Raw genomic sequence first — 21,086 nt, 5'->3', positions numbered from 1 at the left:
GGCGCCGATGCCGGGCACGGCCAGGCCGCACCGGCTACAGGAAAACGTCGGCACGGCCGCCGCGGCGCTGACGCCAGCGGACCGTTCCGCCATCAAGGCGACACTGGCGCAGATCGCCGTGGCGGGCGATCGCTACCCCGCGCATCTGCAGCAGCGCGTCGGCCGCTGACCGGCACGATGCCGGCGGCCGCAGGCCGCGACCGGCAAGCCATGGCAGCACAGGCGCGCGTTGGTGGCGAACTTGTCGTCGGCGTCCTGCTGCCGAGCGGGGCCCTGGCCGCCCACCCAGACCTCGCCGGCGTGGCGCTCAAGCGGATGGCCGGGCTGGCTGCCGATGCCGGGGCGGTACGATCGTTCGTGGCGTCACCTGCTGGTGCTGGAGCACGGTCTCAAACCACGGCCGCCGGCGCGATCGACACGCCGGTCACGCCGTGCCGCTGCAGCGCGCGCTCGACGAAGCCGCTTGCCTTCATCTCTTCGACAAAGCGCGCCACATACTGCGCGGCACGCGGCCCCCGCCCGGCGGGAACCCCCATCGCCTGGCGGATCACCATGAAACGCTCGTCCAGCAGCCGCAGCCCCGGCCGGTGCGCCGCATCGGCCTCGAGCTGCTGCCTGACGCCGGCGGCGACCTCGCACTGCGTGTCCAGGAAGGTCTGCACCACGGCGGGCGAGGTCGGCGCGCGAACGATCTCCGCGTGCCGCAGCTCGCGCGTGAGGAACAGGTCGTAGGCGCTGCCCTGGCCGACCACCACGCGGTTGCCGGCGCGGTCCACCTCGGCGTTGCCGCGGATGGGCGAGTCCGCGCGGACCAGGTACCAGCCCTCGATCAGGACATAAGGCTCGGTGAAGCGGATGCTCGCGGCGCGGCACGGATCGATCGCAAAGAAGCCGACATCGGCCTGCTCCTGCGACACCACGTCGACCGATTTGCCGGCGGCATCGACCACCACCAGCTCCAGCGCCACACCGAGCCGCTGCGCCAGGGCGTTCGCCAGATCGACGGAGACGCCGGCCGGCTGCCGCTGCGCATCCAGGCCAGCCAGGATGGGGTTGCCCAGGTTGATGGAGGCACGCAAGGCGCCCGTGGGTGCGAGATCGGCAAGCAGGGTCGGATCGAGGGTCATGCTGGCTAGGATTCGAGAATGCTGGCGATGTTGGTGATGGCATCGAGCGTGTGGCGCAGGTGCGCGCGCATCATGTCCGAGGCCGCTTCGTTGCGCTCGCGCGCGAGCAGGTCGAGGATGTGGAGGTGCTGGCGGGCGTGTTCCGGATAGCGCTCGCGGTGCTGCATCGAGCGGTACGACAGCAGGCGCCGGACCCGGTTGACGCGCCGGATAGTATCGATGAAGAACGCGTTGCCCGACGCCTCCACCAGCGATTCGTGGAAGCGCACACCGCGGTCGTGCAGCTGGTCGGCGGTGTCCGTCTCGATGCCGCCGGCCAGCAGATGGTGTTCCGCCGCGCGCAGCCGCTCGATCGCACATGCATCGAGTCGGTACGCCGGCTCCAGCAGCGCGGCGGCTCCAGCTCCAGCCGCAGCACCACCGGCAGCCGCGCGGACGTCATGCCGAACATCGCAGGCAGATCGGTGATCCGGTAAGCGGCGTTGCCGACGCGCACCACCGCCTGAAGAGGGGGATAGGTGTTTTCCACGAGTGAATTTTTGCATGTTTTTAAGAAAAAATGCAATCAAGTGGAAACCCCAATCCCAACGAAACCACCCGGAGACACCGCCATGACACCGGCATCCGCCGTTCCCGCCCACCCTTGCCCGCCCGGCCCGAACGCATTGCGGCGACGCCTGCTGCAGGCCGCCCTGTCCACCGGCGTGCTGGCCTCCATCGGAACGGCAGCGCCGGCCGCGGCCTCCGCCCACGCCACCTCAACCCCTTCGAAACCCATGGATCTGTACGCCTATGTGGGCTCGCGCACCACGCGCGAGCGCAACGCCCGCGGAGACGGCATCAGCGTGTTCCGCGTCGACACGCAAACCGGCGGGCTTGCGCCCGTCCAGCTCGTCAAGGACCTCGTCAACCCATCGTTCCTCGCGCTGAACGCCGCCGGCGACCGGCTCTACACGGTGCACGGCGATCTGGCCGACATCAGCGCCTTTGCCGTCGACCGCGCATCCGGCCGGCTCAGCTTCATCAATCGGCAGAGCACGCAGGGCAAGAACCCGGTCCACCTGGCGCTCGACCCGTCGGGCCGGTTCGTGGTGGTGACCAACCACATCGGGGCCAGCCTGGCCGTGCTCCCGCTCGCCGCCGACGGCGCGCTGGGCGAGGTCACGCAGCTGGTGAAGCTCGACGGCCCGATCGGCCCGCACCGCATCGAGCAGAGGCAGGCCAAGCCGCACTTCAACCGGTTCGATCCCGCCGGCCGCTTCGTCGTCGTGCCGGACAAGGGCCTGGACCGGACCTTCGCCTTCCGCTTTGCCGAAGGCCGGCTCACCCCGGCCGCGCCGAGCTTCGTGTCGGCCCGCGAGAGCGCCGGGCCGCGCCACGTGGCGTTCCGTCCGGACGGCCGCTTCGCCTACGTCGTCAACGAGCTCGACTCGACCGTGACGACGTACGGCTACGACGCCGGCACCGCCACGCTCACGCCCCTGCAGGTGCTGCCGTCGCTGCCGGACACCTTCACCGGCAACAGCCGCGCCTCGGAGATCGAAGTGGATGCCGCCGGCCGGTTCGTCTACGCCTCCAACCGCGGACACGACAGCATTGCCGTGTTCCGCATCGACGCGGCCAGCGGGCTGCTGCGGTTCGTGGCGGCGGAGCCGTCGCTCGGCCGCACGCCGCGCTTCTTCACCATCGCCCCGGGCGGACGCTTCCTGTATGCGCTGAACGAAGACAGCGACAGCATCGTCGCCTTCGCCATCGACCCGCACACAGGCCGCCTGCACCCGACCGGAACCCGCGCGCAGAGCGGCAGCCCGGTCTGCATGGTGTTCTCGACCCCGGCCGCGTAAGGAGCCCGCCATGTCCCACACCCAAGCGCCGGCCGGCGCGCCCGCCGTCGGCACCATCGCTGCCCGCCACCCCGCAGCGCCCGACGAGCGCGCGATCGTCCGGAAGATCACCTGGCGCATCCTCCCCTTCGTGTTCGCGCTGTACATCATTTCGTACCTCGACCGCGCCAACATCGGCTACGCCGCGCTGCAGATGAACCAGGAGCTCGCCCTGAGCAGCGAGGCGTTCGGCTTCGTCTCGGGCATCTTCTTCATCGGCTACTTCCTGTTCGAGGTGCCCAGCAACCTCATGCTCAACCGCTTCGGCGCGCGCCGCTGGATCGCGCGGATCCTGGTGACGTGGGGGCTGGTCGCCATGGGCTCGGCGTTCGTGCAAAGCGCCACGCAGCTGTATGCACTGCGCTTCCTGCTCGGCGTGGCGGAGGCGGGCTTCTTTCCCGGCATCATCGTGTACCTGACGTACTGGTTCCGGGCGCGCGAGCTGGCGACCACCGTGGCGCTGTTCACGGCCGCGATCCCGGTGTCGTACATCGTCGGCGCGCCGCTCTCCACCTGGATCATGGACCACGTCCACTGGCTGCAGTGGAGCGGCTGGCGCTGGATGCTGCTGCTCGAAGGCGCGCCGGCCGTGATCGGCGGGCTGCTCTGCTACGGCTACCTCGCCGATCGCCCCAAAGACGCGCGCTGGCTGTCCGAGGCCGAGCGCGACTGGCTGCTGGCCGAGCTGGAGCGGGACCGCAAGGCCCGCCCCGCCGCCGCGCATCTGGCCACGCTCAAGGTCATGACCCATCCGAGGGTGCTGTACCTGGCCTTCATCTACTTCGTCTACCAGTGCGGCAGCCTGGGCATCGGCTACTGGATGCCGCAGATCATCAAGGGCTTCTCGTCCGCGCTGTCGCATACCGAGGTGGGGCTGATCGCCATGCTGCCCTATGTGTTCGCGACGGCGGTGATGATCTGGTGGTCGCGGCGCTCCGACCTGCGCGCCGAGCGCCGCCTGCACTCGGCCGTGCCGCTGGGCGTGGCGGCGCTGGCCTTCGTGGGCGCCGGCTTCATCGGCCATCCGGCCGTCGCCATGGCGATGCTCAGCCTCAGCCTGGCCGGGCTGTACGCCTTCAAGTCGCCGTTCTGGGCGCTGCCGACGCTGTTCCTGACCCGCTCCACCGCCGCCGTCTCGATCGCCGTCATCAACTCCGTGGGCAACCTCGGCGGCTTCGTCGGCCCGTTCGCCATCGGCTACTTCAAGGGGCAGATGCACAGCACCACGGCGGGCCTGCTGTTCCTGGCGGGCCTGCTGGCCGTGTCGTTCGTCATGACGCTGCGGCTGCGCGTCACCGAGGCGCACGCGCCCGACCGGCCGCAGGGCCGCTGAGCGCCTGACGCCCGCTGCCCGGCCTGACGCGCCGCGCCGGTACACCAACACGCGAACACCGCCGAACCCGCCGGGCAGGACACCGTCCGGCAGGCCGGCGGCCCGCGCCCTGAACCGCAACGGCTCGGCGCTCGCGCTGGGCAGCGGCGGCAACGTCGTGGCCGGGAGCGGCCGGACCGCCGCGCTCGCGAGTGTCCGGCACCCGTTTTGACGTGCCAGAATACGGGCGATCCGCAACGCGACGCCCGCTCGCCCCACCCGCGCACACGATGACAGAACCCGCAGCCATCCGGCTCACCCGCACGCTCCCGCATTCGCCCGCCGAGGTCTGGACCGCCCTGACCGACCCGGCGCGCCACGCGACGTGGTGGGCCGCGGGCGATATCCGCCCCGTCGTCGGGCACCGCTTCACGCTCGACATGGGCAAATGGGGGATGCAGCCCTGCGAGGTGCTGGCGGCCGAGGCAGCGAGCCGGCTGTCCTACGCGTTCGCGCCGGGCGTGCTGAACACCGTCATCACCTGGTCCCTCGCGCCGGAAGGCGACGGCACGCGGCTATCGCTCGAGCACGCGGGCTTTGACCTGGAGACGCCGGCGGGCAAGACGGCGTTCGAGGGCATGCGCGCCGGGTGGCCGATGGTGATCGACCGACTGGCGGCGATGCTGGCGGCGTAGGCCGAATCGGGCGCGCGCCGGCACCGGACCGTTCCATCATCCAATCCAACCAGGAGCATCGCCATGGGCGCTTGGTCACACGCATCCTTCGGCAACGACGACGCCATCGATTTCGCGGCCGAGGTGGCCGAGACGAACGATCTGTCGCGCGTCGAGTCCGCATTCGACGCAGTGCTCGCAGCGGGAGACGACGACCTCGAAGCCCCGGAAGCCTCGCAGGCTGTTGCCGCGGCGGAGGTCGTGGCGCGGCTCCAGGGCCATTGGGGCGTGCGCAATGCGGACTCGGAAAGCATCGACGCCTGGATCGAGCGCACCGGAATCACCCCGCCGCGCGACATCGTGCACAAGGCCCGGCAAGCGCTCGACCGCATCGTTTGCGAACCGTCCGAGCTGCTCGAACTCTGGCAGGAGAGCGAGGACGGCGACAAGTGGCGCGATGCCGTCCGCGAACTGCGGGCCCGCCTGGATGGCGCGCCCGCGCGGTAAGGTCAGCATCCGGCAGCCCTCGGTTTCCCGGGCGGCCCGTCCCCTCAATGCGGCACGATGAACGGCTCGCTCGTCATCGCACCCAGCAACGCACCCGGCGACAGGTCCGCCACACCCGCCGAGCCATCGCGCATCGTGGCCTGCAGCGGCGGATCGAGGCGCAGCGTCCCGGACGCCGCCGGAATCTGCAGCCCGATCCACACGATCTCGCGCCGCGCGTTCACCTTGCGCAGTTCCTTGCCGATCAGCCGGCTGCCTTTCGGAATCGCGACATTGCGGTGGACATCGAACACGTCCGTCGACACCTGCGCGACCACCATGGCCGGGTCGGCGTGGATCAGCACGAGGGGAATGTGCGTGCCGGACACCACCTCGTACGGCTGCGCCTCGCTGACCGCCGCCCTGGCCGGCTCGTCCTGCCACGGCCCCTTCGGCGCATCGGCCAGCGCGGGAGCGGCCAGCGCCAGCGCCGATAGCGCAATGGCGGCGCCCCGTCCGACTGCCCGCATCATCGGCTGTCCCTCGCGGTCCGGCGCGTTCAGCTCCACTGCGTCAAGGGCATCCAGTTGCCGGCTGCGGCCCGATCGTCGGCGTTGGTGAACAGCACGTCCGACGGGGCGCGCCAGATCTCGATCTGCTGCGGCAAGATCCGGCGCTGCGTCATGACCGCGCGGAAGTCCGACGGATCGTCCAGCAGCGGCGCCGCGGCCATGCGGGACACGCGCAGCACCGAGCATTGCGCGGCGCCGCCATGCTGCCGCGTGTAGCTGCTGTAGCAATCCGACGCACGCTCGGGCCGCGAGAAATAGACGTGGCGCGACGTCATCCCCTCTTCGATGGCGTATTCGAGCGAGACGGTATGGACCGCCAGCCGGCACAGCGCGTTGGCTTTGCGGGTGCGCAGCATGTCGTCGGCGTGCTCGCCCAGCGTTTTCAGCGGCATCGTCAGGCGGCCCGGCTTGTTGGCCGCCTTCCCCAGCGCGGCCAGGAAGGCCTTGACCTCGGCCTCTTCGACGCGGGTGATCTCCACCTGCTCGTCATCGCGGTTGCCCGCGGGCACCACGGGAATCGGCGTGAAGGGGCGCTGGCCGGTGCGGATCTGGTCCAGCGAATACCCCGCCTCCAGGCCCTTCTTGAGATAGGCCTTGAGCCGATTGACCTGGCGGCCGGGCTCCTGCGCGGCGCGGTTCACTTCGAACGCCCCGTGGCGACGCGCGACCGGCCGGCCGAGTGCCTCCGGATGCGCGGCCGGCGTCAGCCCCTTGGTGCGGATGATGCGCGCCACGGCCGTGGTGGTGATGTGGTAGAGGTATTGGGTCATCGGTGTTCTCTCCGTTGAGATCGACAAAACAAGTTCAGACAAAAACGCACGGTCTTGCACAAAGGCCTTCGATTCCCCTGCACGGGGGACCCCGGCCGGTACGGCTTCGCATCAGAACCGGGGCACGCCGCCGCCCAGGAACCGCTGCAAGGCATCTGTCGCGGCACGCTCCAGCGACTCCTGGCCCGCCTCGAGCAGCTTGCGCGCGGTGTTGGCCAGCCGCGCCTCGGCGTCGTGCGCGGCTTCCTGGGCCTTCTTCGCCACCTTGCCCGGTACCGAGGCCACCTCGTCCCAGGCGGCCTGCGCCCGTTCGCCCAAGGTCGGCGTGGGCGCGAAGTGGGTGCGCCAGCGCAGGTAGCCCCACATCGAGCTCGGCTCGCGGCCCTTGGTTTCCATCGGCACGCTGCCGTCTTTCAGGTACTGCTCCAGATCGCGGCGATCCTGGCCGACGACGGGGTTCGGCGCCGCTTCGCCGTCGCCGCCGTTTGCCGTGGATTCATAGCGCTTGAGCGTGCCGATCAGGTCGCGGCTGAGGTCCGCCGCGACCTGCTTCCACGCGGCATCCTGCTGCTTGAGCTGCTCCAGGCGCGCCTGCTGCCGCATCCGCCAGACAGAATCGCTGGGCGCGCCGAACGGCTTGAACCAAGCGCGCGAATCGTGGATGTAGTCGTCGCAGATGCGCACGATGCGCGGGTCCAGCGGCGCGGTGTCGTTCCAGTAGGCCTTGACCTCGCGCCACTCCCGCACCTTGTCGCCCCACACCTTCTGCTTGACGCCGTTCCACACGGCCACGCCCTGCGTGACCGGCAAGACCCGCTGCATCCAGCCATCGGCGTACGCCGGGTCGTTCTCGCGCGCCGCCAGGTCCTTCGCCTCTTCGCGCAGCAACGCGTTGGCGACCGACAGATCGTTCGCGCACTGGGCGCCGTACTGTTCGGCGCGCTGGAAGAACGGCTGGTTCTCGAAGGCCTGCGCGCCGCCGGCCAGGCGCATGCGGCGCCAGCGCAGATACAGGCCGTACTGCACCCGCGCCGCGCCCGTGGTGCCGCCGCCGTGCTTGCGGATCAGCGGGTTCACGGCGTCGACGTAGTCGTTGTAGGCCTGGATAAGGTCGGGGGAAATTTTCAGTGCTGCACGGACTTCCGGCGTGAGGTTCCTCGCCATCGGATTCAGCGGCACGCCGGCGGCGGCGGCTTCGCGGTACATCTTCGCCAGCGTGATCTGCGACAGCTTGTTGCTGTCGTCGGGCTTGCCATCCGTGCCGCACCCGCGCCCCTGGTCGCCGGGTTGATAGGCGCCGCCGACATCGGTGTGGACGCCCGGATAGGCGAGTTCCAGGCAGTTGTCGGCCACCGCCTTGTCGAGCGGAAACGAGCCGCGCACCTCATGCGCGGACACCAGATGCACGGTGCGCTTGACGTAACCGGGGCTGCGCAGGAACGCCTCTTCGCCCCAGCCGGAATGCCCGGTCGCCACCTTGGTGCTGTTGGCCACGCCCACGGACGCCACGGTGTCGAAGATCCCGAGGAAGTCGAAGCTGACCGGCACGCCGGCCAAGGTCATGTCGTCGTCCAGCGCATCCTTGAGCCAGTTGGCGAAGACCCGGGCTTCGGCCGCGCCGCGCGAGAAACCGAACACGGACAGGCGGATGCGCAGCATCCTGGGCTTGCGGCCGGCGATCAGTGCCTTGAGCTTTTCCGACAGATACTCGCGGCGCTGGCGCAGCAGGGCGCGACGTTCTTCGTGCCGCGGCGGCTTCAACACCGTCTCGGCTGCCGTGATGACCATTTCCGAGTTCTTGGCGTTGGCCAGTTGCTCGACTTCGTCGCGGCCGGCGGTGGATACGGCTCCGAGTCCCATGTTGAGGTCGGAGGAGATTTGGTGGACTAACTCACGCTCGTCGAAGCCTAACGCCTCGCTGAGCGGCCGGCCATAGTACAGCCGGTGGAATTCGTTGGTGATCTGCAGAAGCGCCCAGTTGATCCGAGCCTCGCCACCCCAGCCGGCACCGAGGCCGGCTCGAGCATGATCCCCTCTACCTGTATCACCGATTTCTTTCTCGAACGGCGTGCCGATACCGGGAACGTAGATGCGAATTTGATGTTCTTTTTCCTCGAAGATATCGAACAGCCGTGCCACGTTGCTATGGGCCTGCCTTGGTGTGTCACGGTATCTATTGTTGTTCGTACCGTCAAAGAAGACGCTCAGATGAAACTCCGTGGAACAGTGGACTTCGAAACGCTCCATACGGCATGCAAGAAAGCGTGCCTGCTCATCCACCGTCAGCACAAAAGGGTTCGATCCCAATGGTTCAAGCTCAGCCATTCTTGTGATCCTGTGAGGGGTGAGGAGCACGTTCCGGATAGAACTCGGCAGCGCAGGCAGGATCAGCTTGGCAAACGACTGCAGGATATTTCAAGCCGTCAGGAAAACCGGGAAACCCTGGCGACGTGCTCGATGGAAGGGCTCTGACCTTGTTACCCGGGAAAAATGCCAGCCATAGGTAGCCGTCATACTTGATGTCATAGGGCTCGACCTGCACTTGCGTCTTGTAGAGACCATTCGGGTCTTTTTCCCACAATGTGTTGTCACGCCACTCGACTTCTACAGTTAGGCCCGGATGCCACTTCGCCGGCAAACCAATAGCTCCGGCAATACTATGTCCACCGGCGTGGCTTGACATGCTCCCAGCCCACACGCCGTTGACGTAGACCACCCCAAGCCCCTCGTCCATGTAGTTGAGCACCTGGACCTTCAGGCCAATCTCTTTCTCCTCGCTGGCCTTCGCTGCTTGCATCTGCGACGGCTTGCAGCCCGTGCACAGTGCCATGCAAAGCGCCATCACGATCCCACTCCAGATTCGTTTCGTCATCGTCATTCCTGCATGTCCACGAGACTTGCTCAGGCAGCGTGCTGCAATAGCCCCGCTTCGTTCAAGGCACTGGCAATCAAACGCAAGGCCACCGCATCGTGGGTCGTGGTGCCGGGTTCGATTGCCTGCAGCGCCATCCGTATGCATTCGTAGGCCTGCGACGGCAAGCCGGTCAAATCACCGAAGATGTGCGGGCTGTTCTGGACGAGGTTCAGCATGGCCCCCGGCCTTGCCAGCGCTTCCAGCTGCTGCATCTGATCGGCGGTGCAACGGTACGGCGTGCTCTCGGCGTCGCCGCCTCCGCCGGTTGCATGACTTGCGTGCCGCAGGCTGCCGTCGCGCCGAAAACACCACCACTGCGTGTCCGACAGAAAGCGCTGGCGTTGGGCGTCATTGAAGACTTGCAGCACCGCGTCCAGTGCGTTGGTGTCCGCCAGACGAATCAGGAACGCCGTGCCCTCGTGGTCCACGGCTTCCATCTGGTTACACAGATGCGTGAGCGGATCGGCGGCCGGCGCATTCGCATGCAGGAAGCTCAGCATCGGCTTGCCCGATGTCTCCTGCAACAGGAAATCGAGGCGCGTACGCCGCTCGGCAGGCGCGTCGGGCAAGCGCATCAGCGTTGGGGCGATTTCGTCCAGGCCGGGCCCCTCGTAGCGCCCCGCATAGAGCGACCGCGGCGGCATGTCCGGGAAGCGGCGCCGGAGGCGATGCGCGAAATCGGTGTCGTAAGCGTTGTCGACCAGCGCGTAGACGTCCAACGGCGGCAGCGCTGACAGCAGCTGTTCGACAGCATCCGCCGGGTAGTCGTCCACCCAGGCAGGGGTGCGATGGCGCGGGTCTTGGATCTGGAAACGGGTGGCCATGGTTCAATCGGTTGGGGCAGCGGGTCGTCAGCCGTTCTTGTTGGCAAACGCATGCTGCTTGCCCATGGCACGCAGCACGCATTCCACGCACACGCCCTGCGGAAACGCCGGCAACGGATACGACTGATTCACCGGCCCCGCAAAGCTGCGCTGCGCCGCCTTGTACGTAATCCGCCCCGGCGTCTCGACGATGATGTTCCCGCCCTCCAGCGTGATCGACGCCCCCGCTGCCGTCGCCAGCCGGATCCGCTTGGCCGCCGCGAAGTCCACATGCAGATTCGCCGACACCAGCTTCAGGTCATCCTTGGACAACAGCCCCAGCACGTCATGCTGCGCCTGCACGTCGAGGTTGTCCTGCCCCGCCGTCAGCTGCAGGCCGATGTTGTCGTCCCCCGCCTTGGACAGCCCCGCCGCCACGCCGATGCCCTGCCCCGCATGGATGCGCGCCTGCTTGCCCACCGCGACGTTGGTGTCCTGGCCGCTGGCCAGCACAACGCTCTCGCCGTTGGCGAATTGCAGATCCTGCCCGGCGATCGCCACCAGCCCCGCGCGGCCGGCCAGCTGCACCGTCGCATCGCTCTGGTGCGGCACCTTGCCTTGCGTGGTGGTGTTGCCTGCGGCCGCGTCCTGCCGGGCCGCATCGAGCGCTTTGCCGTCGACCATGCCCGAGGCGGCCTTTTCCTGTTGGGCCAGCGGTGCGCTGTCGTCCTTCGCGGTGGACAGCGCTGCGGTCTGGTGCGTAGTGGCGCCCTGGCTCAACGATGACGTCAGTTGCTTGGCCTGCCGGATCAGCGCGATGCCGGCGGCGTTGTCGCCGGTCGGCACAGCCTTGCCGTTCGTGGCATCGCGGTAGGTGGTCAGCAGCACACCGGCCTGGCCGCGCACCGCGCCATAGCCATCGGTGCGCAGCTCGAAGCCCTGGCCCCGGAAGCTGCCGCGCCGGTTGTCCTGCTGATGGATCAGGTGGCCCAGGTTGAGTTGACTGTAAGCCTGCGTGGTGGCGAGCTGCGTACGCAACTGGCCATCGCTGTCGTCGAAGACGAGCAGGTTGGCGCCGCGCCCGCCATGCTCGGCGCTCTTGAAGCCGCTGAGGGCGGCGGCGTTGCGGTGGCCTTCGGCCTCGGTGCCCAGGCCGTGCCATGCGGGGCTGTGGCCGGCGGCGAGATTGCCCTGCGCGCTGGCGGCGCTGTCGCTGCCCAAACGGTAGAGGGTCTCCGGGTCGGCCTCCTGCCTGACACCCTTGGCGACCTGCCCGCCCGGGGTCGGCGCGATGCCCGCTTCGCCCTGGCCGTTGTAGAGCGCGCCGATCACCACCGGCTGGTCGATGTCGTCTTCCTGGAACTTGACCAGCACTTCCTGGCCGATGCGCGGTATCCACTGCCAGCCCATGCCCGCCCCGGCCTGCCGCTGCGCGACCGGCAGCCAGCGGCTGCTGCGGTCGTCCGGCCGTTCGCCCTGCTGCCACGGGAAGCGGACGCGGACCTGGCCCCGTGGAGTGGTGTGGTGCTCCGCATCGCCACTGGCCTCGGTCTCGCCGTTCGGGCCGACCACGATGGCGCTCTGCACGCCCCTGGCGGTGGGCTCGGCGTACAGGCGGCCGGTGTCGGGGTGTGACACGACCGGTCGCCACGGGCGGCGTGCGTCGCTCGCGCGGAATTGGCCGGCGTAGCCGTGGGCGCGCGCGGCGGCGAGCAGGTCCGCCGTCGGCGTGAAACGTTCGATGACCTCGTGTGGCGCCATGAAGCCGAACGGGCCCGGGCCGGATTCGGGTGGGCTGGGCGGCGTGTCGAAGGTCAGTGCGGCGTCGAGCCCGCCCAGCTTCCGGGCCAATGTTGCCTGCGTATCGGCGGTCAGGTTGTTGATGCCGCAGTGCTCCACCAGGTCGATCAGCAACGGATACGGGCCGTCCACGTCCTTCGGCAGGTGCGGGCAGTCCACGATCTTCAGTCGCGTGCCGCTGCGCAGCGTGCGCACCGAGCCGCGTCCGATGAACAGGCGAGCGCGCGCTTCGACGCTCTCCATCACCTGCTCGGCGATGCGCTGGGCGTTGGCCGTATCCGGCGCCAGCGACGAGCTGATCGACAGATAGGCATCCGGGCTGCCCGCGATACCGCAAAACCGGGAGGGAACGTGCGCGCGGAAGGCCCGCTTGGCCTGCGCATCCCAGGCCGCCACCGCCACTCCGCCCACCGCCGTGCGGCTATGGCAGATCAACGCCTGGATGGCGTCGCGTTCTTCCTGGCTGTGCGCGCGGTGGTAGCGGATGCCGCCCTCGGCAGCGGATGCCGTGTCCTCGGCCAGCCGGGGGCTGTCGGCGAAGATCAGCAGCGCGTGGCCACTGGGCGCCTGCTCATCCTCGACGATGGTGAAGCCCAGACCCGCCTCGGCCAGCAGGCGCGTAACGAAGCGGTAATCGGTCTCTCGGAACTGGGCGATGTGCGTGCGCGTGCCGAACGCCGCCATGCGGTCTTCCGCGCCAGCGGCGAAGCGCCATGCGGCATAGGGCGCATACGGCGACAGCACCTGTTCGAGGATGTCCGCCAGCGGCCGGTTCTGGAACACCTGGCTGTGGCGCTGTTGGGTGGCGAGCCAGAACCACGGCACCACGGTCAGGCGATAGCGCGCGAGGCTGCCATCGGCGCCAAGCTGCTCGGCCTGCCGGATCAGGCCGGTGCGCCGGGCCTGCGTGCCGTCGGCCAGCGTGGTGACCAGCGTCACGCGCTGGCCGATGAACGATTCGAGCGCGATGCGCGCATTGGCGCTGGCGGCCACCACCCGCCATTCGAACAGCTCGGACAAGGCCTCGCGGCCGAGCCATGCCTCCACCGCCAGTTCCGCGATCGGGCCTTCGCCTTCCAGCGCGTACAGGCGGTGCGCGGGGGCGAAGAGGTGCTGCAGCAGCGTCTTGAAGTCCATGCGCGGGCGGGTGGCGTATCAAAGAAAAATGCCCGGCGCATTATTCCGCGCGCGGGCAATTGATTTTAAATGCACCACTACCGCAAGCCCATGGCTCTACGATTATCTTTTATTAACAAATAGCGATATCAACGCGCCTTCGGTTGGGAATTCAATCATTCCAAATGACTGGACGACAGGGTTGCCGGCTCAATCCCTCATTGCCATCCGGCAGCGATCAGGGACGCACGCCGACAAAAACCCAGCGCGACAACCTGCCCTCGACGGAAACCCGGTGGGTCGCGGTCAGGAAGCTCTGCATGCGCGCGAAGGCTTCCGCCCCCTCCGTGGCCGTCAGCACCGCACTGCGCTTCTCCCGGGCGGCGTGCCAGCGTTCGCTGAGTTCCGTGATGCTGTGCGTGAGGTCGGCCTGCATATCCAGGCGCAGACCCGCTTGCTCGATCAGCCGTTCATTGAGCCCGATCGGCGTGTACAGGAAATAGCCCGGCGTGCCGCGCAACAGGATCTCCTCCTTGCTGACCATGCCCGTGACGAGGGTGGGATCGGTGTACAGGAACCGCCCACCGGGCTTCAGCAGGCGGCACCATTCGCGCAGCAGCGCCAGGCGATCCGGGATATGGATGACGGAATCGATGCACCACAGCGCATCGAACGTGCCGTCGGGAAAGGGCATGCGCTGGCGGACATCGCATTCGACGAACTGGCTCCGGTCGTGCAACTCCAGCGCCTGTGCGAGCTGCCGCCCGGTCTGCAGGGCGTCGGGGTGGAGATCGACGCCGGTCACACGGCAACCGCTGTTTCGCGCGAGAAACAGGGCCGGCCCGCCGGAGCCGCTGCACACGTCGAGCAGATGCGACTGCGGGGACAACTCCAGCCACTGCGAGAACTGCCGCATCTCATCCACGGTGGACCAGTCGTTCTGTCCCAGATCTTCGCCGTAGGTCTCTTTGCGTACCTCGGCCACGGCCTGGTCATGGAAACCGCCGAAGGCGCGCTCGTAGAATTCCGTGCGCGGACTCGCGATGGGCATTTGCGTGGTCATGCGTAGTGCTCCTGACGAAGAGAGTTCAATCGGAAAACGAAATGCCCGATCGCTGTATCGAGCGTCTCGGTGTCGAGGTCCGGGTCCAGGCAGAACCGGACCGACGCGCGCGCCTGGTCGGCGCTCAGGCCCACGCCGATCAGAGCATGCGAGGGCTGCAGTTCCGCCGAATTGCAGGCCGAGCCCGTGGAAATGGCCACCTGGTGCAGCCCCGAGACGAGCGCCTCTGAAGCGATATCGCCAAACCGGACGTTCACGACATACGGAGAGCTGCACGCAACGTCGGTGTTCAGCACGGTGTCCGGCACGCTTTGGCACAGGCGGGCGATGAAATGGCTGCGCAGTGCCATGGCCTTCCGGTGACGCTGTGCCAGGGCGGACTGGGCGATCTCGCACGCGAGGCCGAACCCCACGATGAGGGGCGTCGGCAGGGTGCCGCTGCGCAGGCGATTCTGGCCGCCGCCAAAGATGAAGGGCCGCAGGCGCGGTGCGACGCGCGCATCGACAAAGAGTGCCCCGACGCCTTTCGGCCCGCGCAGCTTGTGGGCGGACAGCGACAGCATGTCGATGCCGCAGGCCCTGGCATCCACCGGCAGCTTGCCGACCGACTGGACGGCATCCACGTGCAGCCAGACGCCCGACTGCCGCGTCACCCTGGCGATCTCGTCCACCGGCTGGATCGTGCCGAGCTCGGAATTCACGTGCGCAATGCTGACGATGCGGGTGGCGGCCGTCAGCCTGGCCATCACGTCTGCCGGGCGCACCCGGCCGTTCGCGGCCACCGGCAGGTAATCAACGGCCAGCCCGCGGCGCTTCAGTTCCTTGCCCACGTCCAGGGTGGACTTGTGGTCGATCGGGCAAAGCAGCACGCCCGCGGGCGCACGCTCGTCGTGCGCGAAACCGCAGAAGAGCGCGATGTTGTTGGCTTCCGTGGCGCCCGAGGTGAAGACGATCTCTTCCGGCCGGGCGCCGATCAGCGACGCGACCTGCTGGGTCGCGTTCTCAATGGCATGCCGGGCGCGGCGGCCCATCACGTGAGCCGAGGCGGGGTTGCCGAATTCGCGGTCCATGTACGGCCGCATGGCGTCCACGACTTCCGGCAGGCATGGTGTCGTGGCGCAATGATCGAGATAGATGACACCGGTCGGTCTTGCGTCGGCATTCATGATGGTCCCCTTCAGGAGCTGAACACGGCAAGGTTGACGAGCTTCGAGAAGATCTCCTGCGGCTCCATCTCTCCGCTGCCGCCCGGGTCCGCGATGATGACCTTCATGCCCGAGAGCCCATACAGCGAGAGCGCGATGTCCACCCCCGTCTTGACCGGCTGGAAGCATTCGCCCGGCGCGAAGATCAGCAGCAGCCGGTGATTGGCCTTGTAGACCTCCGAGATCATCTCGGTGACCTCGCCCGCGCATCCGGTCACGCCGCAGGTGATGAGCGGCTTGTAGTCGCCGTTCTCATCCACGAGCGACACCTCGGTGCCGGCATTCGGGCCGTTGTCGAGCACGCGGCGCTCCAGCCGCCCGGCCTTGACCAGCTTGTCGGCGCTCTTCTGGAAACGGTACTTCAGCCAGGTCTCCGGATAGGCGATCGGATGCTTGCGACTGGCGAGCATGTTCCGCTCTGAAAACTGCCCGCTGCGCTTCAGGACGGGGAGGTACGAGGCCGGAAGCTCGGTGAACCGATCGTAGAAAGCGCGCCTGAGCTCAGACGCGGGACCGCTGTCGACCGACACATACTGCCAGTCGTTGATGAGCAGCAGGAACTTGATCGCCTCGAACCGGTGTGCGACTTTCTCTGCGATGCGCACGCCCAGTTCCCACGTGTAGCCGGGGAAGATCCCCACGCGCCGCGCAATCCTTTCCCGCATCGGCGACGTTTGCTCTTCGATGATCCCCGGTGTGAGACGCCCCTGCGCTTCATCCAGGAACAGCATGAAATGCCCCGCCATGATGACGAGGTCCGGTTGCGATGCGTTGGTGACTTCCTTGAGAAGAAGGTCGATCAGCTCGCCCTCGGATTGGACGAATTTGTGGCTGTGGGAGGTATTGGCTTGTCGCATGGCGCGCTATCGGTGTCACGGGAAATCGATGGGAGGGCGTGCTGCGGCGGTCTCGCCAGGAAGCTCGTGGGGCGATCGTGGCAAGACGGCCAGCCGGGATTTCAGCGTGCCGAATTGGCCCGATCGGGGCGAAAGCCACCGCGCATGCGTATCGACCATGCGGCTGGAAATCGGTCCCATCGGCGTTACCTGCAGCGAAGTGTCAGCCTAGGAACGATTGGAAAAGCCGGTTACTGAATGTTATTAACTGCTGATATTTGAAAAACGAATATAGAACTGCGAAAAACAATGGCGCTCATCCGGTATCCGGATTAAATACGCACTGGAAGCGGCCCGATTCCCATCAGCGTGTCCGCAAAGGCCCGATTGCCGGATATTGCTGCCCTGAGGGACCAACCGGCCCGATGCCGCAACACCCCGTTGCGTATTCGGGAATGAAAACCTGGCTAGCCGATCGCGTCATGCGAGCGTGGCGGCATGCGAGCGCGCCGAAACAACCCTGATCGCTCCGGACGGATACCGAAGCAAAATCGACGCCCCAAAAAAAGCGCCCGCCATTGCGGCGGGCGTCTGAATGCATAGGCTGATGCGAGCAGGGAAACTCGACCAGCACAGCTAGAGTAGCGGGTCCCGGCCTTGCGTAGAGAGGTTCACATTTTGAAATTTCAATTTCACCCGCCGCACATGCATGCCCAGGCAATTAGATGCCTCGGATGCCCCGCCCGCGCAAGGCATCGACCACGGAATGCCAGATCGCCGGCTCGAACGCTTGTCCGTGCCGTGTGACGTTGGCGCTATCCCGCAACGCTCCGCAGGGCGCGCATCAAGGTGCTGAACTGCAGCATGAGCGCATCGCTGAACGCCTCCGGCATCGACGACTCCACCGCCGACTCCAGCTGCGCTGCGATCAGGCGCCGGAAGGCACCTTCGAGATCGGCCCGCTGCCCGGCCGGAATGAACGACAGCGCGCAGGACGCGAAGCCGCTCAGCGCCACCACCCGGCCGCCCAGGTCGGCCACGCTGGCGTGGGTGGACGCAAACACCTCCTCGATGACTTCACACGGTTCCAGATAGTTGTGCGTCATGGTGCCCCCCGGCTGGTTTGGAATTGTTATTGGGGCTAACGACAGTGGAGCGGAATAGCTTGAGGGTGCGCCGGGACGGCGGGATGGCTTGCCGGATCTCCGAGCGCTTCCGAGCAGACATCTGCCTGGGCAGCATCGATCCGAAGCACCTAACGACGAGCGCCCAGGCAATACAAGCCTTGGCCTCCCCTTGCCGTCCGTCCGCGAAGCCGGGGCCGACGAAGCGAACGACTATGCAACAATCCAACCGCTTTCGGCCGTACCGCGCAAGGCAAATTCGGCAGACGGCACGCCGCCATGGATGCGCGAACGGGAACATTGCGCGGCGCCGCAAAGCACATCATTCACCCGATCCATATCACATGGTTTTTCTCGCCATCACGCCGCAGGGCTTGCAAGACGCACTGCACTGCAAACAGGACATACCAATCTGGTGCGGCGCGGATGCCATCAGCGACAACGGCTACCGCGAACTGGCCGGCCGGCAAGTTTCGCGATTCACTCAGGCATTGGGCGGCGCGTCACCCGATGTTCTACAGGACGCCCTTCAAACGATCCAGGAACACCATCCTGGCGAACTCGTGTGGGTGGAATACGTTGCGCCGCCTCAACCATGAGGCGGCCCCGCGCATTCATCTTCCGCGGCCATCCGTGATCCGGCCAAGGCGGTCAAGCGCCTGCATGCGCACGGCAGCGCAAAACGTCAACCGCCCGAAGCACGGCGTTCCAGCGCGCTTCGGGCGGCGTTCCCCAGGAAACCGGAAAGTGTCGCGAGTGGCGGTTACCCGCGCACGCGCCTCACTTGCACATCGCGATCATCTGTGAAGCCGGCGTGCAGTTGGGGTTGCTGTTGCTCTCCGGATTGGACAGCTGGTTGGCGCCGTTCACCGTGATGCCGTAGTTGCAGCCCACCGGCCCGATCGCGCTGGCCGAGCCGACCCAGGTGCAGGTCTTACCGGCGAGCGCCAGAACGATTTGCTTGGTGCCAACGAAAGAGGCCACCCCCTTCGACACAACCGACTGCGTCGACGGATCGCTCAGATTGGTCACGGACGTCACGGCCACAGTGTCGGCCTGTGCGCCGGTAGCGGCAAAGAAACCCGTGGCGGCCAGCAGCGCGAGCAGCGTCTTCATTTCATGCTTCATGCATGATCTCCCATAGCAATGCATTGATCGAAAAGCGTCTTGGTCGTCCCATCTACAGGGCGACTCAAAGCAGGCTAGTGGAGGGCGAACGCGATTTCTCCTGAAGTCTCTCGAACTCTGATCTGCGTGGTTTTGTGTCGCCGCATGCAACGGCGTTCATGCGGGAAGGGGCATGGCCGCTCGCACCGCAGGCGGTTCACATGGGCTTCGGCGGCGGCGCAAGACCGCGTGCTAGATCAGGCGGCAGAATTTTCCGTAGGGCGTCCGATCCGTGATCGACCGCTTGCCCGGATGGTCGCCCCGCAGCGCATCGGCCCGCTCGAGCACGGTGCTCGCCTCGGTGGAGCGCTCCGCGCCGGTCAGTGCCTGCGCATATTCGTCGAGGATATCGGCATAGGCCGCGGGCGCCTTGGCGGCGGCGCCCGCCGCATCCAGGGCCGGCAGCGCGCGCTCGAAATACGTGGTGGACTGCACGAACTTCTGCTGATCGAGCATCAGCCGCGCCAGCTCGATCAGCGACAGGTAGACGGGGTGGCCCGCCCGCTGGTCCAGCTCGTAGGCGGTGTGCAGTTCGCGCTCGGACTGCTCGAAGAAACAGGTAGCGCCCAATGACCGGCCGTATTCGTAATGCACGATGGCGCGGCGGTCGGCGGGCAGCCCGGCCTCGTCGGCGTTGAGCGTCGCCCTCGCGTAGGCGCGCCGGGCGGCGGCCCAGTCCCCCTGCTCCTGGGCCGCGGCGCCCAGCCGCGTGTAGTTGGCGGAGACGCGCTCACTGACGGCCGACACGCAGCCGGCAAGGACGGGAATCAGGACAAGCGCAGTCAGTCGTTTCATGTTCTTTGATCGGTATCCGCGGAAAGTGGTCATCCGAAGCGCGTGACGCGTGTAAAAAATACCGCGGCATGGCGATCCTGGCGACGCGCATATTACGTGGACTTGCGGTGCAATGGACGCCAATGCGCCACCGGTGCGACAAGCGGACGCCGCCGCACCGCTTTCCGCCGCCCGGGAAGCACTGATCCGCGCGCGGCGCGCCAAGGCCGGCGCCGCCTTTCCGACACGCGCTGCCATGCGCTGCATTCGACGATGAGGCTCGCCGCGCCTCCGCACATTGCTACGCAATTGCGCCCACCGCACCGCCGATTTTTTACGAGATGTTCACATCCCGACGGCCATGCCCCATTCAGGCGACGCGATGCCTGCATCTGTGAGGATTTTTGAAAGAAGCACACGAAATCGGGTGTTTTGGCCGACATAGAATCCACCTCGCCTCGGCATTGCAATTTATTTCATAAAACACTGCGCAGTGTCCCCTCCCACCACTCCACACCCGGTGCCCCACTCGACATGACCGCGACATTCCACTTCATTGCCGGCCTGCCCCGGTCCGGCTCGACGCTGCTCGCCGCGCTGCTGCGACAGAATCCGCGATTCCATGCCAGCATGAGCAGCCCGCTTGCACGCATGACATCTGCGCTGCTCGTCGAGATGACGGGCGAGGATGGGCCGCTGGTGCCGCAGGACAAGCGGCGCCGCGTGGTGCACGGGCTGTTCGATGCCTACTACGCGCAAGAGCGCGCGGCACGGGAAGTCATCTTCGATACCAACCGGGGCTGGGGCACGCGCCTGCCGCTGCTGGTCGAGCTGTTCGGCGACGTGAAGATGATCTGCATGGTGCGCGACGTGGCCAGAGTCATGGACAGCTTCGAGGTGCTGGTGCGCAAGAACGTCTTCGAGCGCTCCGGCCTGTTCCTGGACGAGCGCGAGCGCGCCACCCTCTATTCGCGCACCGATGCGCTGCTGCTGCCGGACCGCACGATCGGCTACGCGCTGGCCTCGTTCAAGGAGGCGTTCTACGGTGAGCACGCGCGCTCGCTGCTGGTGGTCGAATACGACCACCTCGTCCAGTTCCCCACGCAGACGCTGGCGCTGATCTATCGGTTCCTGGGGGAGCCGCTGTTCGAGCACAGCCTCGACACCCTGCAGTACGACGAGCCCGGCTTCGACAACGGCATCTCGACACCGGGCCTGCATCTGGTCAGGCCATCGGTCCAGACCGTTACCCGCCGGACCGTACTGCCGCCGGACCTGCACGAGCGGCTGTCGCAGTTGAGCTTCTGGCGTCAGCCCGGCTATAGCCAGGCCCATCTCGTGCGTCAGGTCGATGCCGGCGCGGACGACGGCGCGGCAAGGCTGGCCATCGTGACCGCCGATGACATGAGCGAACCCGATCCGCTTCCCGCGCTGCCCAGCCTGCCTTGACGCGCTCCGCG

General features: G+C 67.0%; 20 protein-coding genes and 1 pseudogene. 7 read left to right on the top strand and 14 right to left on the bottom strand.

The window, feature by feature from the left end:
• Positions 1-7 precede the first annotated feature (7 nt).
• Positions 8-169, top strand: coding sequence for a hypothetical protein (locus GO999_RS22970; RefSeq protein ID WP_011003503.1), 162 nt, complete (start codon positions 8-10; stop codon positions 167-169).
• Positions 170-389: 220 nt separating this feature from the next.
• On the opposite strand, the gene GO999_RS22965 is transcribed toward GO999_RS22970, so the two are convergent.
• A complete protein-coding gene (locus tag GO999_RS22965) occupies positions 390-1,127 on the bottom strand; it encodes an ABC transporter substrate-binding protein (protein ID WP_211906927.1) in 738 nt (245 codons plus the stop codon).
• A 5-nt stretch (positions 1,128-1,132) separates the two neighbouring features.
• Positions 1,133-1,542, bottom strand: a pseudogene (locus tag GO999_RS22960) (FCD domain-containing protein); the annotation flags it as partial.
• Between the two features lie 196 nt (positions 1,543-1,738).
• Between GO999_RS22960 and GO999_RS22955 the strand changes: the two are divergent.
• From GO999_RS22955 to GO999_RS22940, 4 genes are all read left to right on the top strand, one after another.
• The gene (locus GO999_RS22955; protein ID WP_211906926.1) at positions 1,739-2,971 is read left to right on the top strand and encodes a lactonase family protein; all 1,233 of its coding nucleotides are present in this window, start codon (positions 1,739-1,741) and stop codon (positions 2,969-2,971) included.
• Between the two features lie 10 nt (positions 2,972-2,981).
• Complete coding sequence (locus GO999_RS22950) at positions 2,982-4,343, top strand: MFS transporter (RefSeq protein WP_019719074.1); 1,362 nt, start codon at positions 2,982-2,984, stop codon at positions 4,341-4,343.
• 269 nt (positions 4,344-4,612) lie between these two features.
• The gene (locus GO999_RS22945; protein WP_111375200.1) at positions 4,613-5,017 is read left to right on the top strand and encodes an SRPBCC family protein; all 405 of its coding nucleotides are present in this window, start codon (positions 4,613-4,615) and stop codon (positions 5,015-5,017) included.
• A 63-nt stretch (positions 5,018-5,080) separates the two neighbouring features.
• Positions 5,081-5,503 carry a DUF4259 domain-containing protein gene (locus GO999_RS22940; protein ID WP_011003495.1) on the top strand — a complete coding sequence of 141 codons (423 nt, stop codon included), beginning with the start codon at positions 5,081-5,083 and terminating at the stop codon, positions 5,501-5,503.
• 44 nt (positions 5,504-5,547) lie between these two features.
• Here GO999_RS22940 and GO999_RS22935 read toward each other — a convergent pair whose 3' ends face one another.
• From GO999_RS22935 to GO999_RS22890, 10 genes are all read right to left on the bottom strand, one after another.
• Positions 5,548-6,015, bottom strand: a complete 468-nt coding sequence (locus GO999_RS22935; protein ID WP_223259842.1) for a TraB/TrbI/VirB10 family type IV secretion system protein — start codon at positions 6,013-6,015, stop codon at positions 5,548-5,550.
• A gap of 26 nt (positions 6,016-6,041) precedes the next feature.
• Positions 6,042-6,824, bottom strand: a complete 783-nt coding sequence (locus GO999_RS22930) for a hypothetical protein (protein ID WP_019719071.1) — start codon at positions 6,822-6,824, stop codon at positions 6,042-6,044.
• A 111-nt stretch (positions 6,825-6,935) separates the two neighbouring features.
• On the bottom strand, positions 6,936-9,149 hold the full coding sequence (locus tag GO999_RS22925) for a Tle1 family T6SS lipase effector (protein ID WP_211906925.1): 2,214 nt from the start codon (positions 9,147-9,149) through the stop codon (positions 6,936-6,938).
• The gene (locus GO999_RS22920; RefSeq protein ID WP_231105961.1) at positions 9,142-9,696 is read right to left on the bottom strand and encodes a DUF3304 domain-containing protein; all 555 of its coding nucleotides are present in this window, start codon (positions 9,694-9,696) and stop codon (positions 9,142-9,144) included. Before GO999_RS22920 ends, GO999_RS22925 begins: the two co-directional genes overlap by 8 nt.
• A 29-nt stretch (positions 9,697-9,725) precedes the next feature.
• Entirely contained in the window at positions 9,726-10,562 is an 837-nt protein-coding gene (locus GO999_RS22915) for a DUF4123 domain-containing protein (RefSeq protein ID WP_211906924.1), read from the bottom strand.
• Between the two features lie 27 nt (positions 10,563-10,589).
• Positions 10,590-13,478, bottom strand: a complete 2,889-nt coding sequence (locus GO999_RS22910; protein ID WP_211906923.1) for a type VI secretion system Vgr family protein — start codon at positions 13,476-13,478, stop codon at positions 10,590-10,592.
• A gap of 217 nt (positions 13,479-13,695) precedes the next feature.
• Complete coding sequence (locus GO999_RS22905) at positions 13,696-14,520, bottom strand: class I SAM-dependent methyltransferase (protein WP_016724810.1); 825 nt, start codon at positions 14,518-14,520, stop codon at positions 13,696-13,698.
• Positions 14,517-15,686 carry a cysteine desulfurase family protein gene (locus tag GO999_RS22900; protein ID WP_071015288.1) on the bottom strand — a complete coding sequence of 390 codons (1,170 nt, stop codon included), beginning with the start codon at positions 15,684-15,686 and terminating at the stop codon, positions 14,517-14,519. The genes GO999_RS22905 and GO999_RS22900 overlap by 4 nt, the downstream gene beginning before the upstream one ends.
• A gap of 11 nt (positions 15,687-15,697) precedes the next feature.
• Entirely contained in the window at positions 15,698-16,582 is an 885-nt protein-coding gene (locus GO999_RS22895; RefSeq protein WP_011003487.1) for an LPD16 domain-containing protein, read from the bottom strand.
• Between the two features lie 794 nt (positions 16,583-17,376).
• Entirely contained in the window at positions 17,377-17,667 is a 291-nt protein-coding gene (locus tag GO999_RS22890; protein ID WP_011003486.1) for a hypothetical protein, read from the bottom strand.
• Positions 17,668-17,900: 233 nt separating this feature from the next.
• Between GO999_RS22890 and GO999_RS22885 the strand changes: the two genes are divergently transcribed.
• Positions 17,901-18,284, top strand: a complete 384-nt coding sequence (locus GO999_RS22885) for a hypothetical protein (protein WP_231105960.1) — start codon at positions 17,901-17,903, stop codon at positions 18,282-18,284.
• Between the two features lie 181 nt (positions 18,285-18,465).
• Here GO999_RS22885 and GO999_RS22880 read toward each other — a convergent pair whose 3' ends face one another.
• Together GO999_RS22880 and GO999_RS22875 are read right to left on the bottom strand one after the other, a co-directional pair.
• On the bottom strand, positions 18,466-18,801 hold the full coding sequence (locus tag GO999_RS22880) for a hypothetical protein (RefSeq protein ID WP_020371979.1): 336 nt from the start codon (positions 18,799-18,801) through the stop codon (positions 18,466-18,468).
• Between the two features lie 243 nt (positions 18,802-19,044).
• Entirely contained in the window at positions 19,045-19,647 is a 603-nt protein-coding gene (locus GO999_RS22875; RefSeq protein WP_211906922.1) for a hypothetical protein, read from the bottom strand.
• A 513-nt stretch (positions 19,648-20,160) separates the two neighbouring features.
• On the opposite strand from GO999_RS22875, the gene GO999_RS22870 reads away from it, so the two are divergent.
• Positions 20,161-21,075 (top strand): sulfotransferase family protein, encoded by a 915-nt coding sequence (locus GO999_RS22870; protein ID WP_058908607.1) that lies wholly within the window; start codon positions 20,161-20,163, stop codon positions 21,073-21,075.
• The last annotated feature ends 11 nt before the right edge of the window (positions 21,076-21,086 follow it).

This window comes from Ralstonia nicotianae (genome assembly GCF_018243235.1).
GTDB classification, from domain to species: Bacteria; Pseudomonadota; Gammaproteobacteria; order Burkholderiales; family Burkholderiaceae; genus Ralstonia; species Ralstonia nicotianae.
The sequence above is the reverse complement of the archived record's forward strand: the minus strand, read 5'-3'. Positions and strand labels throughout refer to the sequence as shown.